Below are 20,406 nucleotides of genomic sequence, written 5' to 3' on the forward strand. Positions count from 1 at the left end.
AATTGTTCAGCAGCTTATGCCTGCTCTTCGGTGAGGGGTCTGACGCTCAGCACCGGGGCGGCATCGATTTCGTCTGCATTCATCATGGATGAGATGCGTTGCAGGGAGGAGAGCAGCAGGGTCTGCTCCCAGGTTTCAAGGGATTGAAAGCGTTGGATAAAGCGCTCTTGCAGCGGGGTCGGGGCCTGGGCCAGCAGGGCGCGGCCTGCGTCAGTCAGTATCGCGTGAACCTTGCGCTTGTCGGTATTGCTGCGAACGCGCTGCACCAGTTGGCGGCTCTCCAATCGGTCCATGATGGTGGTGGCGGTGGCCTGGCTCATGTTGGTGTGATCGGCCAGCTGGCGCATGGAGATCTGTCCCAACTCGTCGATCCCCTTGAGCAGCAAAAGTTGCGGAGAGGTGAGCCCGGCTTCTTTGATCAAGCGCCTGGAGTGCATGTCGATGGCACGAATAATCTGGCGCAGGGCGACCAGCACTTCATCATGTTTTTCCATGGGGTGTGCGTCATTGGAGGGCTATGGAGAGGGGCAAAATTTTCCGCCTAATTCGTCACAAGGTCAATATGGTTTTTGTTGTAATAATTTCTGCTCTAATCAATTTTGTGTTAGGTTGACGGACATTTCACGGAATTCACCCTGACATTTGAGGAGCTAAATGATGAATGACGAGCTGGATATCAAGTCTCTGGTGGCCGAGTTACGTGTGGTCAGAGTGCGCTATGAACTGCCGGATACCTCGGCTTTTGTGCGCTATCAGCCTGCCTATGATGAAGACCCCAACAACCTCAAAGTACACCACTATGATGGTGAGTTACCCCTCTCTTGCAGTGAGACAGGTACTTTCAACCTAAAGGAGTTGGTGAATGAATTGCGCTACGCCTATGTGCTGGTGCACCTCTTCCCTGACGAAAGTGCCATGAACTTCTATCTGACCGGCCTCGATACCGGCCTGGCCCAGCTGGAGTTCATCGGTGGCTCTTACGACTTCAACCGCCTTTGGATCACCAGCGGTGTCTCCAATCTGGGTGTCCCCATGGCCATCTTCCTCGGCAAGCGTCACGCCGTGAACGGCCAGCCCTCGGTTTCGCTGGTAGATCACCGCGAACAGGCGGCTGGCAAACTGGTCTATCGCGCCATCGGCGGTGCCGGTGATCATGTGGGCGAAGACTTTTTCAACAACGACTAAGGAGGCTGGATGCGAGCAAGCAAAGGGCTATTGAAAGGCCTCAACCCGACCATGGCCATGACGGCCCTCACCGTGATCACCCTGTTTTTGCTGTTTGGCGTATTTGTTCCCGATACCGCGGCCGCCTGGTTTGTCGGTGCCAAGGATCAGATTATTGCCGGGTTCAAGTGGTACTACATTCTGGTGGTCGCCCTGTTCCTGTTCTTCGCTGTCTACTTGATGTTCAGCCGTTTTGGCAGCATCCGGCTGGGTGACGACGACCAGGTACCGGAGTTCGGCTACTTCGCCTGGTTCTCCATGCTCTTTAGCGCAGGCATGGGGATCGGTCTGGTGTTCTGGAGCATCGCCGAGCCGATGAACCATCTGCAGGGCAATCCATTCATTACCGAAGGGATGACCCCGGAAGCGGCCCAGATCGCCATGCGCCTCACCTTTTTCCATTGGGGCCTGCACCCCTGGGCCATCTATGTGATCGTCGGCCTGTCACTTGCCTTTTTCAGCTACCGGCGCAAGTTGCCGCTGGCGATCCGCTCCGTGCTCTACCCCATCCTTGGCGAGCGGATTTACGGTTTTTGGGGCCATGCGGCCGATGTGCTGGCCGTGTTCGGCACCGTCTTCGGGGTGGCGACCTCCCTTGGTCTGGGGGTCTCCCAGATGAATACCGGCCTCAACCAGATGTTTGGTATGGCGGTGTCGCAGTCCAACCAGCTCTGGCTGATTGGTGGCATCAGCCTGATCGCCACCCTCTCGGCGGTCTCCGGGGTCGGGCGCGGAGTGAAGATCCTCTCCGAGCTCAATATCTGGCTGAGCGTCTTCGTACTCGCACTCTTTCTGGTGCTGGGGCCGACCACCTATATCCTCAACGCCTATGTACAGAACATCGGTGATTACCTGCAGAACATCGTCAAACTGAGCTTCTGGACCAACACCGAGGCCAACGGCACCTCGGCCTGGCAGTCGAGCTGGACGGCGTTTTACTGGGGCTGGTGGATTGCCTGGGCGCCGTTTGTCGGCATGTTTATCGCCCGTATTTCCAAGGGGCGTACCATTCGCGAGTTTGTGCTCGGTGTGCTGCTGGTACCCTCGCTGCTCGGCATGTTCTGGCTCACCGTGTTTGGCGGTACGGCGATGAATCTGGAGCTGTTCGGTGGTGGTGGCGTGGTCGCTGCGGTTAATCAGGATGTGACGCTGGCGCTCTACAAGACGGTCGAGCTGCTGCACTGGGATACCTTCGGCTGGATCGCCAAGGCCGTGTTGACCCTGCTCATCTGCACCTACTTCATCACCTCCAGTGACTCGGGTACGCTGGTCATCACCACCCTGCTCTCCATTGGTGATCAGGAGCCGCCGGTGCTGCACCGCGCCGTATGGGGTCTTGGGCAGGGGCTGGTTGCCGCTATCCTGCTGGTCTCCGGCGGCCTAGCAGCCTTGCAGGCGGCCAGCATCATAGCCGCGCTGCCCTTCTCGGTGATCATGTTGGCGATGTGCTATTCGCTGATGCTGGGGCTCAAGCAGGAGAGTCAGCGCCAGTTCGAGTATCGTCAGAACCTCAAGCGCCACGATGGCTCATCCCATATGAGCCTGATGGAGCGAATTGGTCCGGCATAACGGCACCAGCAGGGGTTAGCGCCCCTCACATATCAATCTGGATGCAAAACGGCCGCCCTGGCGATGTTCTCCTTGCGGAGCTCATCAGGGCGGCCGTCTGTTATGGGGCCGAGGTTACTCCTCGATAAAGGTCCACTCATCCTTGATGCGGCTGATGGCATCAGTGCGCTTTTTGGCGAGCTGCTCCTTGATCTCTTCTCCCTTGTAACCGGCCGCCACTATCTCTCTCACCGGCACCGCCTGGGCGGCAGCCAGTGCTTCGGCCACATAGTCCGGCTCGGCGTAGACCCGCTCCTCGAAACCGGTACGGCCGTGGAAGTCGGCGCGGCAGGCATCCAGCAGCTGGGCAAAGCGCTCGGGGCGGCGCCAGGCATCGGCCTTGTCGAATACCTTGAGTAGGGTGGCTGGCTTGAGCTCAAAGGCGATATGGATGTGGGTATGCAGATCGCTCACCAGCAGCGCCAGATCCCGGCACTCGTTGGGTACCCTGAACCGCTCGCACAGGGCGCGAATAAGCGACAGCCCCTTCTGACCGTGGCCGTGATGGCTTGGCCAGAACTCCTTGGGAGTCACTCCCTTGCCAAGGTCGTGGCAGAGGGCGGCAAAGCGGACGGTCAATTCCGGGGAGATCCGGCACGCCTGCTCCAGCACCATCAGGGTGTGGATGCCGGTGTCGATCTCCGGGTGCCACTTGGCCGGGGCGGGGACGCCAAACAGCGCATCAATCTCTGGGAACAGCGCTTTCAGGGCGCCGCATTGGCGCAGCACCTCGATAAAGATCTGCGGGGTCGGCCCCAGCAGCACTTTTTCCAGCTCCTTCCAGACTCGCTCCGGTGTGAGGTGGGCCAGCTCGCCAGCGGCCGTCATCTCGCTCATCAGGGTGAGGGTCTCCGGCGCTATGGTAAAGCCCTGAGCGTGGAAGCGGGCGGCGAAGCGGGCGACCCGCAGGATGCGCAGCGGATCTTCGGCAAAGGCAGGGGAAACGTGGCGCAGCAGCCGTTTTTCCAAATCCTCGATGCCGCCGTAGGGATCGTGGAGCTGGCCCTGATCATCTTCGGCGATGGCGTTGATGGTGAGATCCCGGCGTAGCAGATCCTGCTCCAGCGTCACATCGGGGGCGGCGTGGCAGACAAAGCCGGTGTAGCCCTGACCCTGTTTGCGTTCGGTACGGGCGAGGGCATACTCCTGCTGGGTTTTGGGGTGAAGAAACACGGGAAAGTCGCGGCCGACCTGGGTAAAACCCAGCGCCAGCATCTGTTCCACGGTGGCACCGACCACCAGATGATCCCTGTCGCCCTGCGGCAATCCCAGCAGGCGATCCCGCACTGCGCCCCCAACCAGATAAGTCTGCAAACCATCTCTCCCGTCATCAATCGTGGGGCCGAGTATATCGTCTTTGTTACCGCTTTGCTGCCTGACCACCACCTGGCCGCAGCGCCAGTCAGCGCGGCTTTGACTTGGGCGTGGCGAGGCCTTACGCTGCCGCACCAGACAGCTGGCGCTGTGCTGCGGGATGACTTTATGCCCACGCAGGCCAGATGAGCCGAAGGAACCGCAGAGTTCCCCATATATCAACGACATGAGAACAACGTGAATCAATCAACCTTCGCAAGCCGGGTTCTGGAGTGGTACGAGCTTCATGGCCGCAAAACCCTGCCCTGGCAGCAGGAGAAGACCCCTTACCGGGTCTGGGTCTCGGAGATCATGCTGCAGCAGACCCAGGTCGCCACAGTCATCCCCTATTACCAGCGTTTTATGGCGCGCTTCCCCGATGTGGTGGCGCTGGCCGATGCCCCTGTCGATGAGGTGCTGCACCACTGGACCGGGCTTGGCTACTACGCCCGGGCCCGCAACCTGCACAAGGCGGCCCAGCAGATCCGCGATCATCACCACGGTCTCTTTCCCGAGCGCTTTGACGAGGTGATGGCGCTGCCGGGGATTGGTCGTTCTACCGCCGGGGCAGTGCTGTCGCTCTCCCTGGGTCAGCCTCACGCCATCCTTGATGGCAACGTGAAGCGGGTACTCACCCGCTGGCTGGCGCTGCCGGGCTGGCCCGGCCAAAAACAGGTGGAGAACGAGCTGTGGGAGATCGCCATCCGGCTCACCCCCAAGCTGGGGGTGGCGCAATACAATCAGGCAATGATGGATATCGGGGCCACTATCTGCACCCGCAGCAAGCCTGCCTGTGATCGCTGTCCGGTGCGGGCCGATTGCCAGGGGCTGTCGCAAGGCAAGCCTACCGCTTATCCCAACAGCAAGCCCAAGAAGAGCATTCCGGCTCGCGATGGCATCATGCTGCTGATCCGCCACGGCGATGAGTTGCTGCTGGAGAAGCGGCCGCCACAGGGGATCTGGGGCGGGCTTTACTGCTTCCCGCAAGTGGCCTCGCTGGCGGAGGTGGAGGGTCTGCTGGCGTCCCTCGGCCTGAGCCATCACGGTTATCGGGAACTGGCCGGTTTTCGCCATACCTTCAGCCACTTCCATCTCGATATTCAGCCGCTGCTGATTGACATTGATGAGGCGCAGCCGCTGCGGCTCATGGAAGCAGATAACCGACTCTGGTATAACTTACGCCATCCTGCCGAGGTGGGGCTGGCGGCCGCCACGGCCCGTCTCCTCGCCTATCCAGAGTTACAACCATAGAGGTCAACATGAGCCGTACTGTATTTTGCCAACGCCTGAAAAAAGAGGGCCCGGGTCTGGATTTCCAACTCTATCCCGGTGAGCTCGGCAAGCGGATTTTTGACAACATCAGCAAGGAAGCCTGGGCCGAGTGGCAGAAAAAGCAGGTGATGCTGATCAACGAGAAAAAGCTCAACATGATGAATCTTGAGCATCGCCAACTGCTGGAAAAAGAGATGGTCAGCTACCTGTTTGATGCAGGTGAAGTGCAGATCGAAGGTTACACCCCTCCCAGCCAATAAACGATTGAACTGTAGTACCTGTGAGCGGGGAGTGGGCCAAAGGTGGCTAGCCTCCCCTTGTTTACTCGCGGCATATGAATGATGGGCGGCAGTGCCGCCCGGTTTGAGGATCCTATGGGCCGAATTTTCTGGCTGCTCTGCACCCTGCTGTTTCTCTCTGCCTGCTCATCCTCCCCCAAGCCCAGCGGGAGTGAGGATGACGATCTCGTCAACGGCAAGGACATCCGCGGTTTTGAACACATGATCAGCGCGCTCTCCCATAACGTGAACGAGATATGGGGACGAGAGGCGCTGTTTGCGGGCAAGTTTGACTACGTCAAATACACGGATCAGTACAAGAGCCGGGCCCATATCGACTTCTCCAGCGGCCATATCATGGTCGAGACTGTCTCCGGCATCGACCCGCGCGCTCACCTGCGCCGCGCCATTATCGAGACCCTGCTGACGCCGGACGATCCAGCCGAAGTGGATCTTTACTCCGATCGGGAAATTCTGACCGGTGGCGAGCCTTTCCTCTACGGTCAGGTGCTGGACAATCAGCGCCAGCCTATTCGTTCATCCTGGCGCGCCGAGCGTTATGCCGATTACCTGCTCAACACTGCGATGAAGAAGCGCACTTTGGGGATTCGCACCATCTTCTTCGTCGATATTCCCATGGTGGCCAACCATGAAGATCGACGGGGCTACAAGTATGCGGGGATCATCCGGGAAGCGTCGCGCAAATACGGCGTGCCGGAGAGCCTGATCTATGCGGTGATCAAGACCGAGAGCAGCTTCAACCCCTATGCAGTGAGCCATGCCAACGCTTATGGCCTGATGCAGGTGATCCCGGCCACTGCCGGTCGTGACGTCTATGTGCGGGTCAAGGGCAAGAACGGCCAGCCGACCCGGGAGGAGCTGTTCAACCCGGCCTACAACATCGATGTCGGTACCGCCTATCTGCACCTGTTGCAGACCGTCTATCTGGCGGATATTCAGGATCCGCGCTCCCGTCGCTATGCGGTGATCTCCGCCTATAACGGTGGCGCTGGCGGGGTGCTCAATACCTTCTCCAGCGATCGCAAGGCGGCGCCGGGCCGGATCAACCGGCTCTCCCCCGAGGCGGTCTATCAGGTGTTGACCGAGCAGCATCCCAAAGAGGAGGCGCGCCGTTACCTCTACAAGGTCAATCAGGCCGAGAAGGGGTTCAAGAGAGCCTTTGCCAGTCGGGCCGGTTAAGCGGTGACGCTGGGTTAACCATGCAAAAGGGCGCTTGATATCAAGCGCCCTTTTAACGTCTGGCCCGTTCGTCGTTGAAGTGGCCTTATTTGGCGATAAAGCCGCCCTTGGTCTGCGGGGCCGCGCCCACTTTCTCCAGGGTTTTCACTTCCACTTCGGTCTTGTTCCAGCTGTGGTCCACTTCACCACGGATACGGATCTGATCATCCGGGCCCACTTCGGTGCCACGCCACACATCCTGATCCACTTCGACCTCCACTTCACCGCTGGCGTCGCGGAACAGATAGTTCTCGCCGCCCAGGTGCTTGACCAGTTTCCCTTCCAGGGTGGCCCAGCTGTCATCTGCCAGATCTTTCAGTTGAGCAACGGAAACCTTGTTCTGCTCCTGCGGGCCGGTATAGGCCGCCATGGCAAAAGAGGAGACAGACATCAGGGTCAACAGTCCGATTACGCTTGCGCTTGCCTTGTTCATTTCATACTCCTGTCGTTGGTATGGGGGCATTGTGCCGGGGGGGGCGTGAAACAAGCGTGAAAGAAATAGGCTTGTGTGATTGTCTGTTTTGTGAGCGCAAGCGATTTCATCGGTGGCGGAACATGTGTGATTTCATCTGGAACTGTAATCTGTCGCCTTCACCAGAAGTCAGTGGCAGCAGACTCTTCCCATGCCTGTCGCCACTCGAGGAGAAGTCCGCAGGTCTCACCTGCTTAATCGAAGAGCATAACAATATGAAAAAATGGCTTGTTTGTTTATTGGGGTTAATGGCATTGACCGCGCAAGCGGCAGAGGGACGCCAACCTTTTTCCCGGGTTGTGATGTTTGGGGACAGCCTCTCCGACACCGGCAAGATGTACAAAAAGATGCGGGGGTATCTCCCCTCCAGTCCACCCTACTTCAACGGGCGCTTCAGCAACGGCCCGGTGTGGCTGGAGCAGTTGGGTGACGAGCGCTTCCCCGGTCTGGTCGTGGCCAACGAGGCGGAAGGCGGTGCGACCGCGGTGGCCTATAACCATCTGGGGGCTCTGAACGGCTGGCTCGGTTTCTGGTCCTGGGATCCCAAATATCAGGTGATCAACAACCTCGATTACGAGATCGAGCAGTTCCTGAAAAAGGACAAGTTCCGTCCCGATGATCTGGTGGTGATCTGGGTCGGTGCCAACGACTATCTTGCCTATGGCTGGAACACCGAGCGGGATGCGGATCGGGTGATCGATACCATCCGGCTGGCATCCAACCGGTTGGTGCTCAACGGCGCGCAGCAGATCCTGCTGTTCAACATTCCTGATCTGGGGCAGACCCCGTCAGCCCGTAGCATGAAGGTGGTGGAGAAGGTGCGCCATGTGGCCAGTTACCACAACCAGAAGTTGCAGAACCTCACTCGAGAGCTGGCTCCCCTTGGCATCGTGAAGCTGTTCGAAGTGGACAAGCAGTTTGACGAGATGATGCGCGATCCTCAGCAGTTCGGGCTGAGTGACACAGAACACGCCTGCTACGGTGGTGGCTATACATGGAAGCCGTTCTCCGGCAGCGCCGCCGAGGTGGCTGCGACCCCGGCTTTGAGTGTCTCCGAAAGAGTGGCTATTGCCGGTAACCCGATCCTGGCGCAGGCGGTGGTGAGCGGGCAGGCAAAAGGGCGAGCAGCGACTCTCAACTGCGATGAGCATATGTTCTGGGATCAGGTGCATCCGACCAGGACGGTGCACAAGGTACTGAGCCAGCGTGTTGCTGACTTTATCGATCAGCACTACGAGTTTGTTCGTCACTGATATCGCTTCGGGCCAGCATGTTGCTGGCCTTTTTCTCCTATCTGCCCTCATCTGTGCGTCTTTTTGCGTCACATTCAGTTCAAATAACAAACGTTTGTTGCTGTTTTTGTAATGTGGTTGCGTTAGAGTGTTTTTTGTTAATTGATATCAGTGACTTGAAAATAGGCTAACGTTGATATGCTGCGATCGCTTTTGGGTGGTTGCACCTATAAGACGAGGTGATATCAATCAACCTCCTCCTACATAAAGTTGCAGAGGCTCAAACATGAAAAAATCATTGATTACCTTGCTGGTTACCGGCTTGCTGGCGGCCAATGCCCAGGCTGCTGGTCAAGACAACACCTGGTATGGCGGTGCCAAACTGGGTTGGTCCAACTTCTACGGCATTGATGAAAGCAATGCCCTGACCCTTGGCAATGAGACCAACGATGCCTTGGGTGCAGGCGTGTTTGGCGGTTATCAGATCAACAAGAATCTGGGACTGGAGCTGGGTTACGACTATCTGGGCAATTACAAATACGATGCCACTACGGCGGCAGGCGCTTTCAGTGATGAAGTAAAAGCACAGCTGGCTCAACTGACCCTGAAACTGGGCTTCCCGGTTACCGATAATCTGGATCTGTATGGTCGTGTCGGTGGCGGTTATGGCTGGGCTGATACCAAGAGCGATGTCTACAAAGATGACAGCCGCTTTGTCATGGTCGGTGCACTGGGTGCCGAGTATGCTTTCAATCTCGACTGGGCCGCTCGCCTGGAGTACCAGTACACCACCCCGTATGGCAGCCGCGATGATACCGGTCTGAGAATGGATAACGGCCTGCTCTCGCTGGCAGCGGTTTATCGCTTTGGTCAGGTTGCCCCTGTGGCGCCCGCCCCGGCTCCGGAACCTGCTCCTGCACCTGTGATGGTTGAGAAGCAGTTTACCCTGAGCTCCGATGTGCTGTTTGACTTCAACAAGGCGACCCTCAAGCCAGAGGCCAGTCAGGCATTGGATAGCCTCTATAGCCAGATTGAAGAAGCACGACCCAAAGATGGCGTGGCAACCGTAATTGGTCACACCGACCGTATCGGTTCTGATGCCTACAACCAGAAGCTCTCCGAGCAGCGTGCCCAGACTGTTGCCAACTATCTGGTTGGTAAAGGGATCCCGGCCGCCAAGATCAATGTGGAAGGGCGTGGTAAATCCTCACCGGTTACCGGCGACAGCTGCGTCAGCAAGTCCAAGCGTGAGCTGATCGTCTGCCTGGCTCCGGATCGCCGTGTTGATGTGAAAGTCGAAGGTGTCAGCGAGGTGCAGGAGTAATCCTTCACACTGAGCAGAGTTCCACTGGGGCTGGAATGAACAGCCCCTGTCGGAGCAAGAGAGACCAAAAAGCCAGTCAGTTGATCTGACTGGCTTTTTACATTGGCATTGCGGTCGGGCAGGGGACTAAATCAGGAAGGGAGCGGCATCACCCGGTTGCGCCCCAGCTCCTTGGCCTTGTAGAGCAGCTTGTCGGTACGTTCGACCAGACAGTCTGCGCTCTCCTGACCGTTGAACTCACCCACGCCAAACGAGGCTGTGATGTGGTCAATGCGGCGGCCCGATTTGCGATCCAGAATGGACATCCGCTCGATGGCGCGGCGCATGCTCTCCGCCATCTGTCTGGCCAGCGCCAGCGAGCGATGGGGGACCAGCATGGCGAACTCCTCGCCACCCAGTCGATAGGCGGTGACCCCCTCCTTGCAGGCATCGCGCAGCCGTTTGCTGAAGGCTCGCAGCACCTGATCGCCGAGCAGGTGCCCATATTCGTCGTTGAAATTTTTGAACCGATCGATATCGGCGAGGATCAGTGAAAAGGGGTGCTGACTGCGGATCAACCCCTCCAGCTCCAGATCGAAGGCTCGGCGGTTGAGCAGGTTGGTGAGGGCATCCTCGTTGGCCAGTTTGCGGGTTTCGTTGAGCGCGGCACGCAGCTCCTTGATCTCCTTCTCGGCATTGCTGAGCTGGCTGCGAAAGTGCATGGTGGACATGCGTACATCCCGCGATTCGCGCACCAAGTCTCGCAAGATGCCCATGGTATCTTCCAGGCTCAGCCCCTCATCGTCGATCTTACTTAACTTGTCGAAGCTCTTGTCGAGCATCTCCTGAAACATACCGGTATCGGAGATGGCATCCTGCATGGAGTGGCCGAGCTCGTTGGCCATGGCTGCAAGGTTGAGCTTCATCGCCTCCATCTGCTGTTCGTCCTGCGCAGCCAGATATTGGTGATAAAGGCGCTCGCAGGTAGTGAGGGAGCAGGTTCCCTGCAGTTTGATGGCTTGATCGATCGCCTGGTTGAGTTCGGGCATGCTGGCCGAGACATAGTTGTACCAGAGGTGGTAGTTGTCCGGCGTAGTTGGGATTTGGTACTTGATCATCAGGGGAACTGCCTGCTTGAGATAGGCGGCAGATTGGGCAAATGTGTCCTTACTCATGAGTTCTGTGTCTCATCATGCCAGCGAACTGAAGATAGTATGACAGAGAGATTGGCCAAAAGGCAGCCGATGGATGCCATTCGCCCCCCCCTCCGATATAATGGCACCGTTACCACCTACCCTAAGGCCTGCTTATGTCTCAAAAAGATCCTTTCCTCGAACGCGAGGCCGAAAAATACGATAACCCCATCGCCAGTCGCGAGTTGATCTTGGAACTCATCAAGGGCCATGAAAAGCCCATGTCCCGTGAAGAGTTGGCCAAGGTCCTCAAGCTGAAAGATGAAGAGCCGTTGGAAGCCTTGCGTCGTCGTCTGCGCGCCATGGAGCGTGATGGACAACTGGTATTCACTCGCAACCAATGTTATGCCCTGCCGGATCGCCTGAATCTGGTCAAAGGTTATGTAATCGGCCACAAGGATGGCTTCGGTTTTCTGCGTCCGGAAGGTGGTGGTCCGGATCTGTATCTGAACAACCGAGAGATGCAACGCCTGATACATGGCGATTACGTGCTGGTTCAGCCGACCGAGATCGACCGCAAGGGTCGTCAGGAAGCGCGTCTGGTGCGCCTGCTCAAGTCCCGTGAGGCAGACATTGTCGGCCGTTACTTCGTCGAGAATGGCGTTGGTTTCGTGGTGCCGGATGACAGCCGTATCGGCCAGGACATCATCATCCCGGAAGGGGAAAACAAAGGGGCTCGCCAGAGCCAGGTCGTGGTTGTGCGCATCAATCAACGCGCCACCTCCCGCATCAATGCCGTCGGCACCGTACTGGAAGTGCTGGGCGAGAACATGGCGCCGGGCATGGAGATCGAAATTGCCCTGCGTACCCACGGTATCCCGCACACTTGGCCGGAAGAGGTGACCAAAGAGGTTGCCGGTCTCGGCGAACAGGTGCCGGAGAAAGCCAAAGAGGGCCGCATCGACCTGCGCGCCCTGCCGCTGGTGACCATCGACGGCGAAGATGCCCGCGACTTCGATGACGCCGTCTTCTGTGAAGCCAAACGCGGTGGCGGCTGGCGCCTGTGGGTTGCCATTGCTGACGTCTCCGCTTACGTGAAGCCCGGCACGGCGCTGGATGCCGAAGCGTATCAGCGCGGCAACTCCGTCTACTTCCCCGAGTTCGTGGTGCCCATGCTGCCGGAGGTGCTCTCCAACGGCCTCTGCTCGCTCAACCCGCAGGTTGACCGTCTCTGCATGGTGTGCGAGATGACCATCTCCGCCGCTGGCCGCATGTCCGGCTACAAGTTCTACGAAGCGGTAATGAACTCTCACGCCCGTTTGACCTACACCAAGGTTGCCGCGATCCTCGATGGCGATCCCAAGCTGCGCCAGCAGTATGATCCGCTGGTGGGCCATATCGAGGAGCTCAACAACCTCTACAAGGCGCTCAAGCATGCCCGTCATCAGCGCGGTGCGGTGGAGTTCGAGAGCGAAGAGACCCGCTTCATCTTCAACGCCCAGCGCAAGATCGACCGCATCGTGCCACTGGTGCGCAACGACGCCCACAAGATCATAGAAGAGTGCATGATCCAGGCGAACGTGGCCGCGGCCCGTTATATCGAGAAGAACGAAGCGTCTGCCCTGTTCCGGGTCCATGACCGTCCGGGCGAAGAGCGTCTGACCGGTTTCCGCGATTTCCTGGCCGAACTGGGTCTGGAGCTCAAGGGCGGTCTCGAGCCCGAGCCGAAAGACTTTGCCGAGCTGGCTGTCAAGTTTGAGGGGCGACCTGATGCGGAGCTGCTCTCCACCATGCTGCTGCGCTCCATGCGTCAGGCCATCTATCAGGCCGACAACATCGGTCACTTCGGTCTGGCGTTGAAGTCCTACGCGCACTTCACCTCGCCAATCCGTCGCTACCCCGACCTCATCCTGCACCGCGCCATCAAGTACCAGACTGCCAAGGAGCAACAGGGCAACCTGCGCCACAAGTGGACCCCGAGCGGTGGTTATCACTACCAGCTGGAAGAAGTGGACCCGATGGGCGAGCACTGCTCCATGACCGAGCGCCGTGCCGACGATGCCACTCGCGACGTAGCTGACTGGCTCAAGTGCGAGTACATGCTGGATCACGTGGGTGACGAGTTTGACGGCGTCATCGCCAGCGTCACCGGCTTTGGCTTCTTCGTCCGTCTGGCGGAGATCCACATCGATGGTCTGGTGCACGTCAGCACCCTCACCAACGACTACTACCAGTTTGATCCCCTGCACATGCAGCTGATCGGCGAGAACTTCCGCCGGCGTTACCGTCTGGGCGACAAGGTGCGGGTCAAGGTGATGGGCGTCAATCTGGACGATCGCAAGATCGACTTCGTGATGGTGGAAGAGCCCCTCAAGATCACCGGCAAGAACGCCAAAGAGATGGCGCGCAAGCAGGCCGAGATCAAGAAAGAGAAGGCCAAGAGCGCCCAGCGCCACGAAAAACGTAAAGAGGGCAATGATCACGGCAAATCCGACAAGGGTGGCCGTGCCAAACCGAGCAACAGACGACCGAGCAAAAAAGCGCGCGATAAGGCCAAGGGGTAAGCCCTTCGGCAATGGCCTGTGGCCGGCGACTTGGGGCTAGGCTGTAACGGGCTGATGCCTCGGGTTATCTTCACCAGTGCCCGATACTCCTGAGATGAAAAAAATCCGAACCCTGTTACCGGGGTTCGGATTTTTTATGGTCAGCGAAAAGGGAGGGGCTCAGCCCTTCGGTGGAGATCGGCCTCGTGCCTATGGCGAGGGGCATACTCCCTGCGCGATGGCCACGCTATTGGCTGCTACGCGGCGCTCAGAAAGGTGGGTTTCCTATTTTTCTTACTTTGACTTGTTATATTCTTAGCCTCTTATTGTAGAGGCAATTGTGTCTCAATTACCACATCTCCATTTTCCCTAAACACTTTAAAAATTAATGATTTTTCGAGAATTTCAACATACCCAACTGCATTATTTGCATAGAACTTACAATCGGTTTCTGAAATTGGTTTGGTAAGTGAAAAGCCAGATGCACCATGTATGGATTTATCAAATCTTACATCGCTCTCGAACCATCTAATACTATTCATTAAAAAGCTTGTCGGCCAGAATAAAGACCCAGACACAAGTTGATGTATCGTTGTGCTTTGATCTTGATATTTTAGACTTGCTGAAAAATGCGAATGAATATCCCCTGACAAGAAAATGACGTTTTTAATGTCTTTGCTTATAATGTAATTCAATATTCGCTCTCGTTGGTTGGGGGCTTTTTTCCAGTTGTCAGCCTTGCTTGACTCTGAATGATTATCAGCCAAAAATGTTACAGAACTTGCCACCAATTTCACTCGATAATCAGAAGCTAAAAACCTTTTTAGTTCTTCTTCTTGCTCTGAAGAAATTAATCCTATATGCCCTCTCTCTTTTCTGGTATCCATAAGAAATAGCCCTACATCGTCAAACTCTACGCTAGCATAATGCCTTACGGGAACTTGGTTGTTAGACTGTCCCTTTACGAATGAAACACCTACCTGATCACTAGGCACTGTATCATATATGGGGCCATGAGATGCTTGATAAGAGTAAAAAGCGTTAATTCCGTTTATAAGTCGGTCCTTATTTTTGTTTAGCCAATGCAATCTTGAGTCGTCATAATCATCAGCTCCGTGTTTAAAGCCATCTTCTATTTCATGGTCATCCATAACCATGTAGTTTGGTACCACGGGCAATAGATTTTTAACATGCTCATTGCAAAAAAAATCTTCGTATAGTTTAGTGAAGTCGTCTTTTGATGAGTTGTTTGGTGTGGCCCATAATAACTTATCGTTATAAACTTGATCTCCCAGCCAAAGCATCATGTCCAATGGATTTTCTTGGTGTATTTTGTGAGCAGCTTTTAAAACCTTTCCAACACGACTATCATCATTGTTTCTTAAACAAGATCCGAAACAAAATCTAAATTGTTCAGATTTTTGGGTGCGAAAGCTATGAGTTTTAACTTCTTCCCAATTATCTAGGTCTCCTATTTCGTCTTCTGAGTAATCGGAAGCGTAAGCCATTTGATACTCATACTTGGTGTTTGATTCTAGATCAGTCAATTCGATAACACCTGTATAGTAAAAGTTCTTATTGAATCTAAACTGCATTGCTTTCTGCCAATTGCCACCACTTTTCCTAATCCTGATCCATCCGCAATTTGGCTTGTCGATATTATTGCACTCCTGAATTCCACACATAATTCTTGCAGTTGATGTTTTAACTAAGCCCAAAACGGGGCCAATCCTTGGGTTATTTAAATTCATTTTTTATCTCCAAGTTCCTAGAGAAATATAACGCTTCAATCAGCCGCCGCCAAAGGCGGTCAGCTGCATTGACTTGTTAGGTGTGACTGGCCACTTCTCTAGGTAAGCGTCCATTTTAAAGTTTTGTACACTGATTTTCACTAAACCCTCTGCTTCGCGCAATTGATTGTGGTCATGAAGAAATGCAACAAAATCCATTAAGGCGTTCCCTAAAAGTTTCAGCCTTGTCAGACAAAAATTACTTTTTGCATCTGACATGGCGCCATACAACAACTCTTCTAACCGCGAAACAGCGTCGGAAGAATCTCTGATACTAGTATATTTTCTTTTGAACTCTTGAAACACAATGCAGCCTATTTCTCCATCATCGGATCTCATCAAATATTGACCAATTTCAGATTGCATTAATTGAAAAACCGGCTTGTCTGTGGATATCTGAGTTTCAGAAAATTCCTGTAGCGACGTTTCAGCTAGCATACGTTCTACTCTTTTAAGATGATAATAGAATAGCTTGGTTTTCTCATCGTCATTAAATTCAAGCAACCTTACTCTCTCTTTCAGTATTTCTACCCAGCATAAGTAACGCGAAATAAAATACATTGTTCCAAGGAGGTAATGTTGCTTGGTCATTGGCCAGGCCCCGTACATTGGTTTTAAATCATCCTTCGCCTCAAGAACTTTGTTTTTTGACTTTGCTTGACGTTCGCATAAGTGCCAAAGCCTGTCTTGTGCATCTTCAGCCGACATCATTACAACTCTTGAATATTTGTTGACTGTAGCTTTTATTGAGGATGCTTCCTGAATTAGTAGTTTGTGGTCTTCAAGATCCTTTTTTAACCGATTATCTAGAAGTCCTTTGCCGAGGTATCCAAGAATAGCAACGGCCGTTGCTGTTCCGCCGAGTGATGTGAGAAATATCTCTAGAAAACCCATGCTGCTTTTCCTTACTTCACCTAACAGTGATTAGATAGAAGGCGGCACTAATCCGATAGCAGAGCCTTCCATATAACTCCGATCTGCCCTGATTTTTGCCATGAAAAAAATCAAATTAAATCAAAATATTACCAATCTACCTCTGATACTTGAATGTATTCGCTTGACCTTCTCTTTTTACTCTACCATTACCACTGTATAAAAAAACAGTTAAGGAGCCAACGATGGAGAGCACCACCAAACCCCGCCTGCGTGAACAGGTCAGGACAGCGATGCGTTTGCATCACTACAGCATCCGTACTGAAAAGTCCTACTGGTACTGGATCCGCAATTTCATACGTTTTAATCAACTGTGAAATTGGGACAGCTACCGTTTTGCTTCACTCGCTTATCCACTCCATCAGGCAAGGCTACCGCCCCTGAATTCCAGCCTTCAGTCTGCTGCTTTTTACCTGCGTGGTTTCGCTGGCCTGGCTCATAGGTGACTCCGACGAGGCTGTTGCTAAACGACTATATTAGCGTGTGATGCAGGAGAGGATCTCGGGATGTGGTGATTTTTTGAGCAAGCCCAATAAATTAATCATCTTGAGCTGTGTTGCAGTCGAACATCCACGACGAAAGGGCTGAAATTGGGACTGCGACCGTTTTGTGCACCGCGTAGCGAGCCCACTTCGTCACTGCTGGGCCGGGTCAGGTTCGCCATCAAGGATGATGGCGCAGCCGGATCAAGAGGCCTGTCATAGTTTCGCAGCTTAGCCGAGCAGCTTCCTTCTCCCTAGATGCCGGTCTCTCTGGTATGATGCGCCATCATTTAGCGACCGGTGACGAGACCTGCATCATGGTGGTCAGGCTGCCGGTACGGCCATTTTTCTTCGGGGCGCATTTATGCGACCCGACCTACGGATCTTGAACATGAGTACTGAACTGATCTACGGCATTCACGCTGTCACCGCGCTGCTGGAGCGCACCCCGGAGCGTTTCATCGAGGTATGGGCGCTGAAGGGGCGGGATGACGACCGGCTACAACCCCTGCTGACCGAGCTGGAGTCCCTCGGCCTCAAGGTGCAGAGCGTGAACCGCAAGACCCTTGATGACAAAGCGGAAGGCAACAATCACCAGGGCATCATGGCACGGGTGAAAGAGGCGCCGAAGTTGGCCGAGCACGATCTGGCCAGCCTGCTGGATGAGTTGGCGGCACAACAGAACCAGCCCTTCCTGCTGGTGCTGGATGGCGTGACCGATCCGCACAATCTCGGCGCCTGCCTGCGCAGCGCCGATGCTGCCGGGGCTCATGCTGTCATCGTGCCGCGGGACAAGGCTACGGGTCTCACCCCGATCGTGCGCAAGGTTGCCTGTGGCGCGGCCGAAGTGGTGCCGCTCATTCAGGTCACCAACCTGGCCCGCACCCTGCGCGAATTGCAGGAGCGCGGCGTCTGGATTGTCGGCACCGCTGGCGAGGCCGATCACGACCTCTATCAGGCCAAACTGACCGGCCCGATGGCGCTGGTGATGGGTGCCGAAGGTAAAGGTATGCGTCGCCTGACCCGCGAACATTGCGACGAGCTGGTGAGCATCCCGATGGCAGGGGCTGTATCCAGCCTCAACGTCTCGGTGGCAACCGGCGTTTGCCTGTTTGAAGCCGTGCGTCAGCGTCGCGGTTAATCATGCTGACTGACAGACCCCCCTTCGATTGGGCGCAGGTCGCAGATAAAGAGGAGGCCGCGCGCCTCCTCTCTTTTGCCCGCCCGCTGACCCTCAGCCCGAAAAGCTGCCTCTGGCACGCCGGCGACAGCCCGGATCTGCTGGTCAGGGTGGAGCAGGGGCTGCTGCGGGCCAAGCTGGTGCTGGAGGATGGCCGCGAGTACATCAAGGAGTTCTACTGGGAGGGGGACGAGTTTCTCGACTTCCACCACCTGCTTAGTGGCGAGCCAGCCCGCTACAGCGTGGAGGCGCTGGAACTCTGCCATCTGCAGCTGTTCAGTCTGGTCGACTTGCGCCAGCTGCCCGGTTGGCCGCGCTGGTATCAGCACCTGCTGGAGGTGCAGCTGCGCATCAAGGAGGAGAAGGAGCAGTTGCTGCTGACCGGCAGCCCGCAGGCGCGTTATCAGCACTTTCTCGACAGCTTTCCCGCACTCGATGCCAGAGTGCCGGATCACCAGATCGCCGCCTATCTCGGCATTACTCCCATCAGCCTGAGCCGCATTCGCAAACGGCTGAAAGAACTTAACAAAGGTTAATGCAGGGCGCTGGCGCCACGATTATGCTGGCAGGCCGAACTGATAAGGAGTTGCCGATGAACTGGATCCTGAAACCCTGGTCTGAACTGACCACTGACGAGTTGTATGAGTTGCTGGCGCTGCGGGCCGAGGTGTTCGTGGTGGAGCAGACCTGCCCCTTTCAGGATCTGGACGGGCTCGATCGCCGCGAAGGGGTCTTGCACCTGCTCGGATATCAGGGCGATCTGCTGGCCGCCTATGCGCGGATCATGGCGCCCGGCATCGGCGATGAGAGCGGTGCCGCCATCGGTCGGGTGGTGACCTCACCCAAGGCGCGTGGCGGTGGTCTCGGTCACCAGCTGATCGGCGAGGCGGTCAAGGCGTGTGAGGCGCGCTGGCCGACTCACAGTATCTGGCTGGGGGCGCAGGCTCATCTGCAAGGCTTCTACGGCCAACACGGTTTTGTGGCGGAAGGGGAAGGCTATCTCGAAGATGATATCCCCCATATGGGGATGCGCAGAGTGGTGGCATAACCACTCGTCAGAGTGATTCAGAATGCAGAAGGGCCATCCCGCGGGATGGCCCTTCTCTTTATCGCCAGGCGATCACTTCTTCTTTTTCTTCTTGGCGGACTTCTTCTTGTCGACCGGCTTTTTCTTCTTCACCGGTACCCGCGCCTCTTTGTGTTTCGGGCGCAGCTCGTCGATCACCCGGCGCTTGAGGCGCTCCTCGGTGTAGCGTTCGATCTTGGCGACCATCGCCATGTCGTGGGCCTCCACCAGGCTGATGGCGCATCCACGGTTGCCAGCGCGGCCGGTACGGCCAATCCGGTGGACGTAAACGTCGGCGCCGTAGGGCATGTCGTAGTTGATGACATGGCTGACGTTCGGCAGGTCGATGCCGCGGGCGGCGACGTCGGTGGCGATCAGGAAGGGCACTTCCCCTTCGTGGAACTTGCGGATCGACTCGATACGCTTGCTCTGCTCCATTTCGCCACGGATCCAGGCGCAGGAGATACCTGCAGCCTGCAGCTGGCCGGAGAGCTCCGCCAGACGCTCGCGGGTCTTGACGAAGATGATGGCTTTCTGGGTTTCCGGATCTTTCAGGATATGGGTCAGCAGCGCCAGCTTGTGGGCGGCGTCATCAGCCAGATGGATCCACTGGGTGATGGGGCGACGTTCGCTGCGGGGCGGTTCGGCGTGCAGCTCCACCGGATCCTTGAGGATCTCGTTGGCGAACTTCTCAAGGCCGGCCCCTTCCAGGGTGGCGGAGAAGAGCATGGTGTGCTTGCGGTAGCGCGCTTCGGCCACGATGCGGTTCACATCCTTGATAAAGCCCATGTCCAGCATGCGGTCCGCTTCATCCAGCACCAGCACTTCGATGTCGTGGCTCTCGAATTCCTCTTTCTCGATGTACTCGAGCAGACGGCCCGGGGTGGCGACCACGATGTCGGTGGTCTTGGTCAGGGCAGGCAGCTGCTCTTCATGGCTGACGCCGCCGATGATGGTCTCGATGCTGAGGTTGGTGTGAGCCGCCAGCGCTTTGGCGTGGGCAGTTACCTGCAACGCCAGCTCGCGGGTCGGGGTCAGGATCAGCATGCGGCAGGGGCCCGGCTTGCGGCGTGGGAAGTCCAGCAGGTGCTGGAGTGCCGGCAGCAGGAAAGAGGCGGTCTTGCCGGTACCGGTCGGAGCGGATGCCAGAATATCGCGGCCGTCCAGGGCTGGCTCCAGCACCATCTGCTGGATGGTGGTGGGGCGGGTGAATCCCATCTCGGCCAAGGCCCGGTTGAGGACTGGGTGCAGGTCGAAATCATCAAAGGACTGGCTCATGGCAATACTCGGTCATTAAG

Annotated in this window: 19 protein-coding genes; 12 read left to right on the top strand and 7 right to left on the bottom strand. The window is 56.2% G+C overall.

The window, feature by feature from the left end; genetic code table 11:
* Positions 1–14: 14 nt before the first annotated feature.
* Entirely contained in the window at positions 15–494 is a 480-nt protein-coding gene (locus G5315_RS11310; protein ID WP_421333061.1) for a MarR family winged helix-turn-helix transcriptional regulator, read from the bottom strand.
* Between the two features lie 163 nt (positions 495–657).
* Here G5315_RS11310 and G5315_RS11315 point away from each other — a divergent pair, with 163 nt between their 5' ends.
* Both G5315_RS11315 and G5315_RS11320 read left to right on the top strand, forming a co-directional pair.
* Positions 658–1,185: a hypothetical protein gene (locus G5315_RS11315; RefSeq protein ID WP_069526903.1), complete on the top strand. Its 528-nt coding sequence runs from the start codon at positions 658–660 to the stop codon at positions 1,183–1,185.
* 9 nt (positions 1,186–1,194) lie between these two features.
* Positions 1,195–2,793 (top strand): BCCT family transporter, encoded by a 1,599-nt coding sequence (locus G5315_RS11320; protein ID WP_005335834.1) that lies wholly within the window; start codon positions 1,195–1,197, stop codon positions 2,791–2,793.
* Between the two features lie 114 nt (positions 2,794–2,907).
* On the opposite strand, the gene G5315_RS11325 is transcribed toward G5315_RS11320, so the two are convergent.
* The gene (locus G5315_RS11325) at positions 2,908–4,146 is read right to left on the bottom strand and encodes a multifunctional CCA addition/repair protein (protein ID WP_421333062.1); all 1,239 of its coding nucleotides are present in this window, start codon (positions 4,144–4,146) and stop codon (positions 2,908–2,910) included.
* A 237-nt stretch (positions 4,147–4,383) separates the two neighbouring features.
* Between G5315_RS11325 and mutY the strand changes: the two genes are divergently transcribed.
* The 3 genes from mutY (at position 4,384) to mltC (ending at position 6,935) form a co-directional block, all read left to right on the top strand.
* A complete protein-coding gene (gene mutY, locus G5315_RS11330; protein ID WP_201943014.1) occupies positions 4,384–5,436 on the top strand; it encodes an A/G-specific adenine glycosylase in 1,053 nt (350 codons plus the stop codon).
* An 8-nt stretch (positions 5,437–5,444) separates the two neighbouring features.
* Positions 5,445–5,717 (top strand): oxidative damage protection protein, encoded by a 273-nt coding sequence (locus G5315_RS11335; protein WP_005343152.1) that lies wholly within the window; start codon positions 5,445–5,447, stop codon positions 5,715–5,717.
* Between the two features lie 114 nt (positions 5,718–5,831).
* A complete protein-coding gene (gene mltC, locus G5315_RS11340) occupies positions 5,832–6,935 on the top strand; it encodes a membrane-bound lytic murein transglycosylase MltC (protein WP_421333063.1) in 1,104 nt (367 codons plus the stop codon).
* 85 nt (positions 6,936–7,020) lie between these two features.
* Here the strand turns inward: mltC and G5315_RS11345 are convergent, their stop codons facing one another.
* Positions 7,021–7,407 carry a YgiW/YdeI family stress tolerance OB fold protein gene (locus G5315_RS11345; protein ID WP_005335826.1) on the bottom strand — a complete coding sequence of 129 codons (387 nt, stop codon included), beginning with the start codon at positions 7,405–7,407 and terminating at the stop codon, positions 7,021–7,023.
* Positions 7,408–7,661: 254 nt separating this feature from the next.
* Between G5315_RS11345 and G5315_RS11350 the strand changes: the two genes are divergently transcribed.
* Positions 7,662–8,699: an SGNH/GDSL hydrolase family protein gene (locus G5315_RS11350; protein ID WP_421333064.1), complete on the top strand. Its 1,038-nt coding sequence runs from the start codon at positions 7,662–7,664 to the stop codon at positions 8,697–8,699.
* Positions 8,700–8,964: 265 nt separating this feature from the next.
* The gene (ompA, locus tag G5315_RS11355; RefSeq protein WP_005335824.1) at positions 8,965–10,002 is read left to right on the top strand and encodes a porin OmpA; all 1,038 of its coding nucleotides are present in this window, start codon (positions 8,965–8,967) and stop codon (positions 10,000–10,002) included.
* Positions 10,003–10,133: 131 nt separating this feature from the next.
* Here the strand turns inward: ompA and G5315_RS11360 are convergent, their stop codons facing one another.
* Positions 10,134–11,156, bottom strand: coding sequence for a GGDEF domain-containing protein (locus tag G5315_RS11360; RefSeq protein WP_047434508.1), 1,023 nt, complete (start codon positions 11,154–11,156; stop codon positions 10,134–10,136).
* Between the two features lie 134 nt (positions 11,157–11,290).
* Between G5315_RS11360 and rnr the strand changes: the two genes are divergently transcribed.
* Complete coding sequence (gene rnr / locus G5315_RS11365; protein WP_421333065.1) at positions 11,291–13,678, top strand: ribonuclease R; 2,388 nt, start codon at positions 11,291–11,293, stop codon at positions 13,676–13,678.
* 302 nt (positions 13,679–13,980) lie between these two features.
* Here rnr and G5315_RS11370 read toward each other — a convergent pair whose 3' ends face one another.
* Together G5315_RS11370 and G5315_RS11375 are read right to left on the bottom strand one after the other, a co-directional pair.
* Complete coding sequence (locus tag G5315_RS11370; RefSeq protein ID WP_227341425.1) at positions 13,981–15,408, bottom strand: alkaline phosphatase D family protein; 1,428 nt, start codon at positions 15,406–15,408, stop codon at positions 13,981–13,983.
* A 39-nt stretch (positions 15,409–15,447) separates the two neighbouring features.
* The gene (locus G5315_RS11375; RefSeq protein ID WP_421333066.1) at positions 15,448–16,341 is read right to left on the bottom strand and encodes a hypothetical protein; all 894 of its coding nucleotides are present in this window, start codon (positions 16,339–16,341) and stop codon (positions 15,448–15,450) included.
* A gap of 224 nt (positions 16,342–16,565) precedes the next feature.
* On the opposite strand from G5315_RS11375, the gene G5315_RS11380 reads away from it, so the two are divergent.
* From G5315_RS11380 to G5315_RS11395, 4 genes are all read left to right on the top strand, one after another.
* Positions 16,566–16,697, top strand: coding sequence for a phage integrase N-terminal SAM-like domain-containing protein (locus G5315_RS11380; RefSeq protein WP_371139903.1), 132 nt, complete (start codon positions 16,566–16,568; stop codon positions 16,695–16,697).
* 556 nt (positions 16,698–17,253) lie between these two features.
* The gene (gene rlmB, locus G5315_RS11385; RefSeq protein WP_069530024.1) at positions 17,254–18,003 is read left to right on the top strand and encodes a 23S rRNA (guanosine(2251)-2'-O)-methyltransferase RlmB; all 750 of its coding nucleotides are present in this window, start codon (positions 17,254–17,256) and stop codon (positions 18,001–18,003) included.
* Between the two features lie 2 nt (positions 18,004–18,005).
* Entirely contained in the window at positions 18,006–18,578 is a 573-nt protein-coding gene (locus G5315_RS11390) for a Crp/Fnr family transcriptional regulator (protein WP_421333067.1), read from the top strand.
* Positions 18,579–18,634: 56 nt separating this feature from the next.
* Entirely contained in the window at positions 18,635–19,090 is a 456-nt protein-coding gene (locus G5315_RS11395) for a GNAT family N-acetyltransferase (protein ID WP_144714974.1), read from the top strand.
* A gap of 72 nt (positions 19,091–19,162) precedes the next feature.
* Here G5315_RS11395 and srmB read toward each other — a convergent pair whose 3' ends face one another.
* Positions 19,163–20,386 carry an ATP-dependent RNA helicase SrmB gene (gene srmB, locus G5315_RS11400; protein ID WP_421333068.1) on the bottom strand — a complete coding sequence of 408 codons (1,224 nt, stop codon included), beginning with the start codon at positions 20,384–20,386 and terminating at the stop codon, positions 19,163–19,165.
* Positions 20,387–20,406 lie beyond the last annotated feature (20 nt).

It is taken from the genome of Aeromonas sp. 603607 (genome assembly GCF_049171595.1).
Lineage (GTDB): Bacteria > Pseudomonadota > Gammaproteobacteria > Enterobacterales > Aeromonadaceae > Aeromonas > Aeromonas veronii.

Coding starts and splice junctions, on each gene's coding strand:
- G5315_RS11310 (WP_421333061.1), bottom strand. CDS start 494: ATGGAAAAACATGATGAAGTGCTGGTCGCCCTGCGCCAGATTATTCGT.
- G5315_RS11315 (WP_069526903.1), top strand. CDS start 658: ATGAATGACGAGCTGGATATCAAGTCTCTGGTGGCCGAGTTACGTGTG.
- G5315_RS11320 (WP_005335834.1), top strand. CDS start 1,195: ATGCGAGCAAGCAAAGGGCTATTGAAAGGCCTCAACCCGACCATGGCC.
- G5315_RS11335 (WP_005343152.1), top strand. CDS start 5,445: ATGAGCCGTACTGTATTTTGCCAACGCCTGAAAAAAGAGGGCCCGGGT.
- mltC (WP_421333063.1), top strand. CDS start 5,832: ATGGGCCGAATTTTCTGGCTGCTCTGCACCCTGCTGTTTCTCTCTGCC.
- G5315_RS11345 (WP_005335826.1), bottom strand. CDS start 7,407: ATGAACAAGGCAAGCGCAAGCGTAATCGGACTGTTGACCCTGATGTCT.
- G5315_RS11350 (WP_421333064.1), top strand. CDS start 7,662: ATGAAAAAATGGCTTGTTTGTTTATTGGGGTTAATGGCATTGACCGCG.
- ompA (WP_005335824.1), top strand. CDS start 8,965: ATGAAAAAATCATTGATTACCTTGCTGGTTACCGGCTTGCTGGCGGCC.
- G5315_RS11360 (WP_047434508.1), bottom strand. CDS start 11,156: ATGAGTAAGGACACATTTGCCCAATCTGCCGCCTATCTCAAGCAGGCA.
- rnr (WP_421333065.1), top strand. CDS start 11,291: ATGTCTCAAAAAGATCCTTTCCTCGAACGCGAGGCCGAAAAATACGAT.
- G5315_RS11370 (WP_227341425.1), bottom strand. CDS start 15,408: ATGAATTTAAATAACCCAAGGATTGGCCCCGTTTTGGGCTTAGTTAAA.
- G5315_RS11375 (WP_421333066.1), bottom strand. CDS start 16,341: ATGGGTTTTCTAGAGATATTTCTCACATCACTCGGCGGAACAGCAACG.
- G5315_RS11380 (WP_371139903.1), top strand. CDS start 16,566: ATGGAGAGCACCACCAAACCCCGCCTGCGTGAACAGGTCAGGACAGCG.
- rlmB (WP_069530024.1), top strand. CDS start 17,254: ATGAGTACTGAACTGATCTACGGCATTCACGCTGTCACCGCGCTGCTG.
- G5315_RS11390 (WP_421333067.1), top strand. CDS start 18,006: ATGCTGACTGACAGACCCCCCTTCGATTGGGCGCAGGTCGCAGATAAA.
- G5315_RS11395 (WP_144714974.1), top strand. CDS start 18,635: ATGAACTGGATCCTGAAACCCTGGTCTGAACTGACCACTGACGAGTTG.
- srmB (WP_421333068.1), bottom strand. CDS start 20,386: ATGAGCCAGTCCTTTGATGATTTCGACCTGCACCCAGTCCTCAACCGG.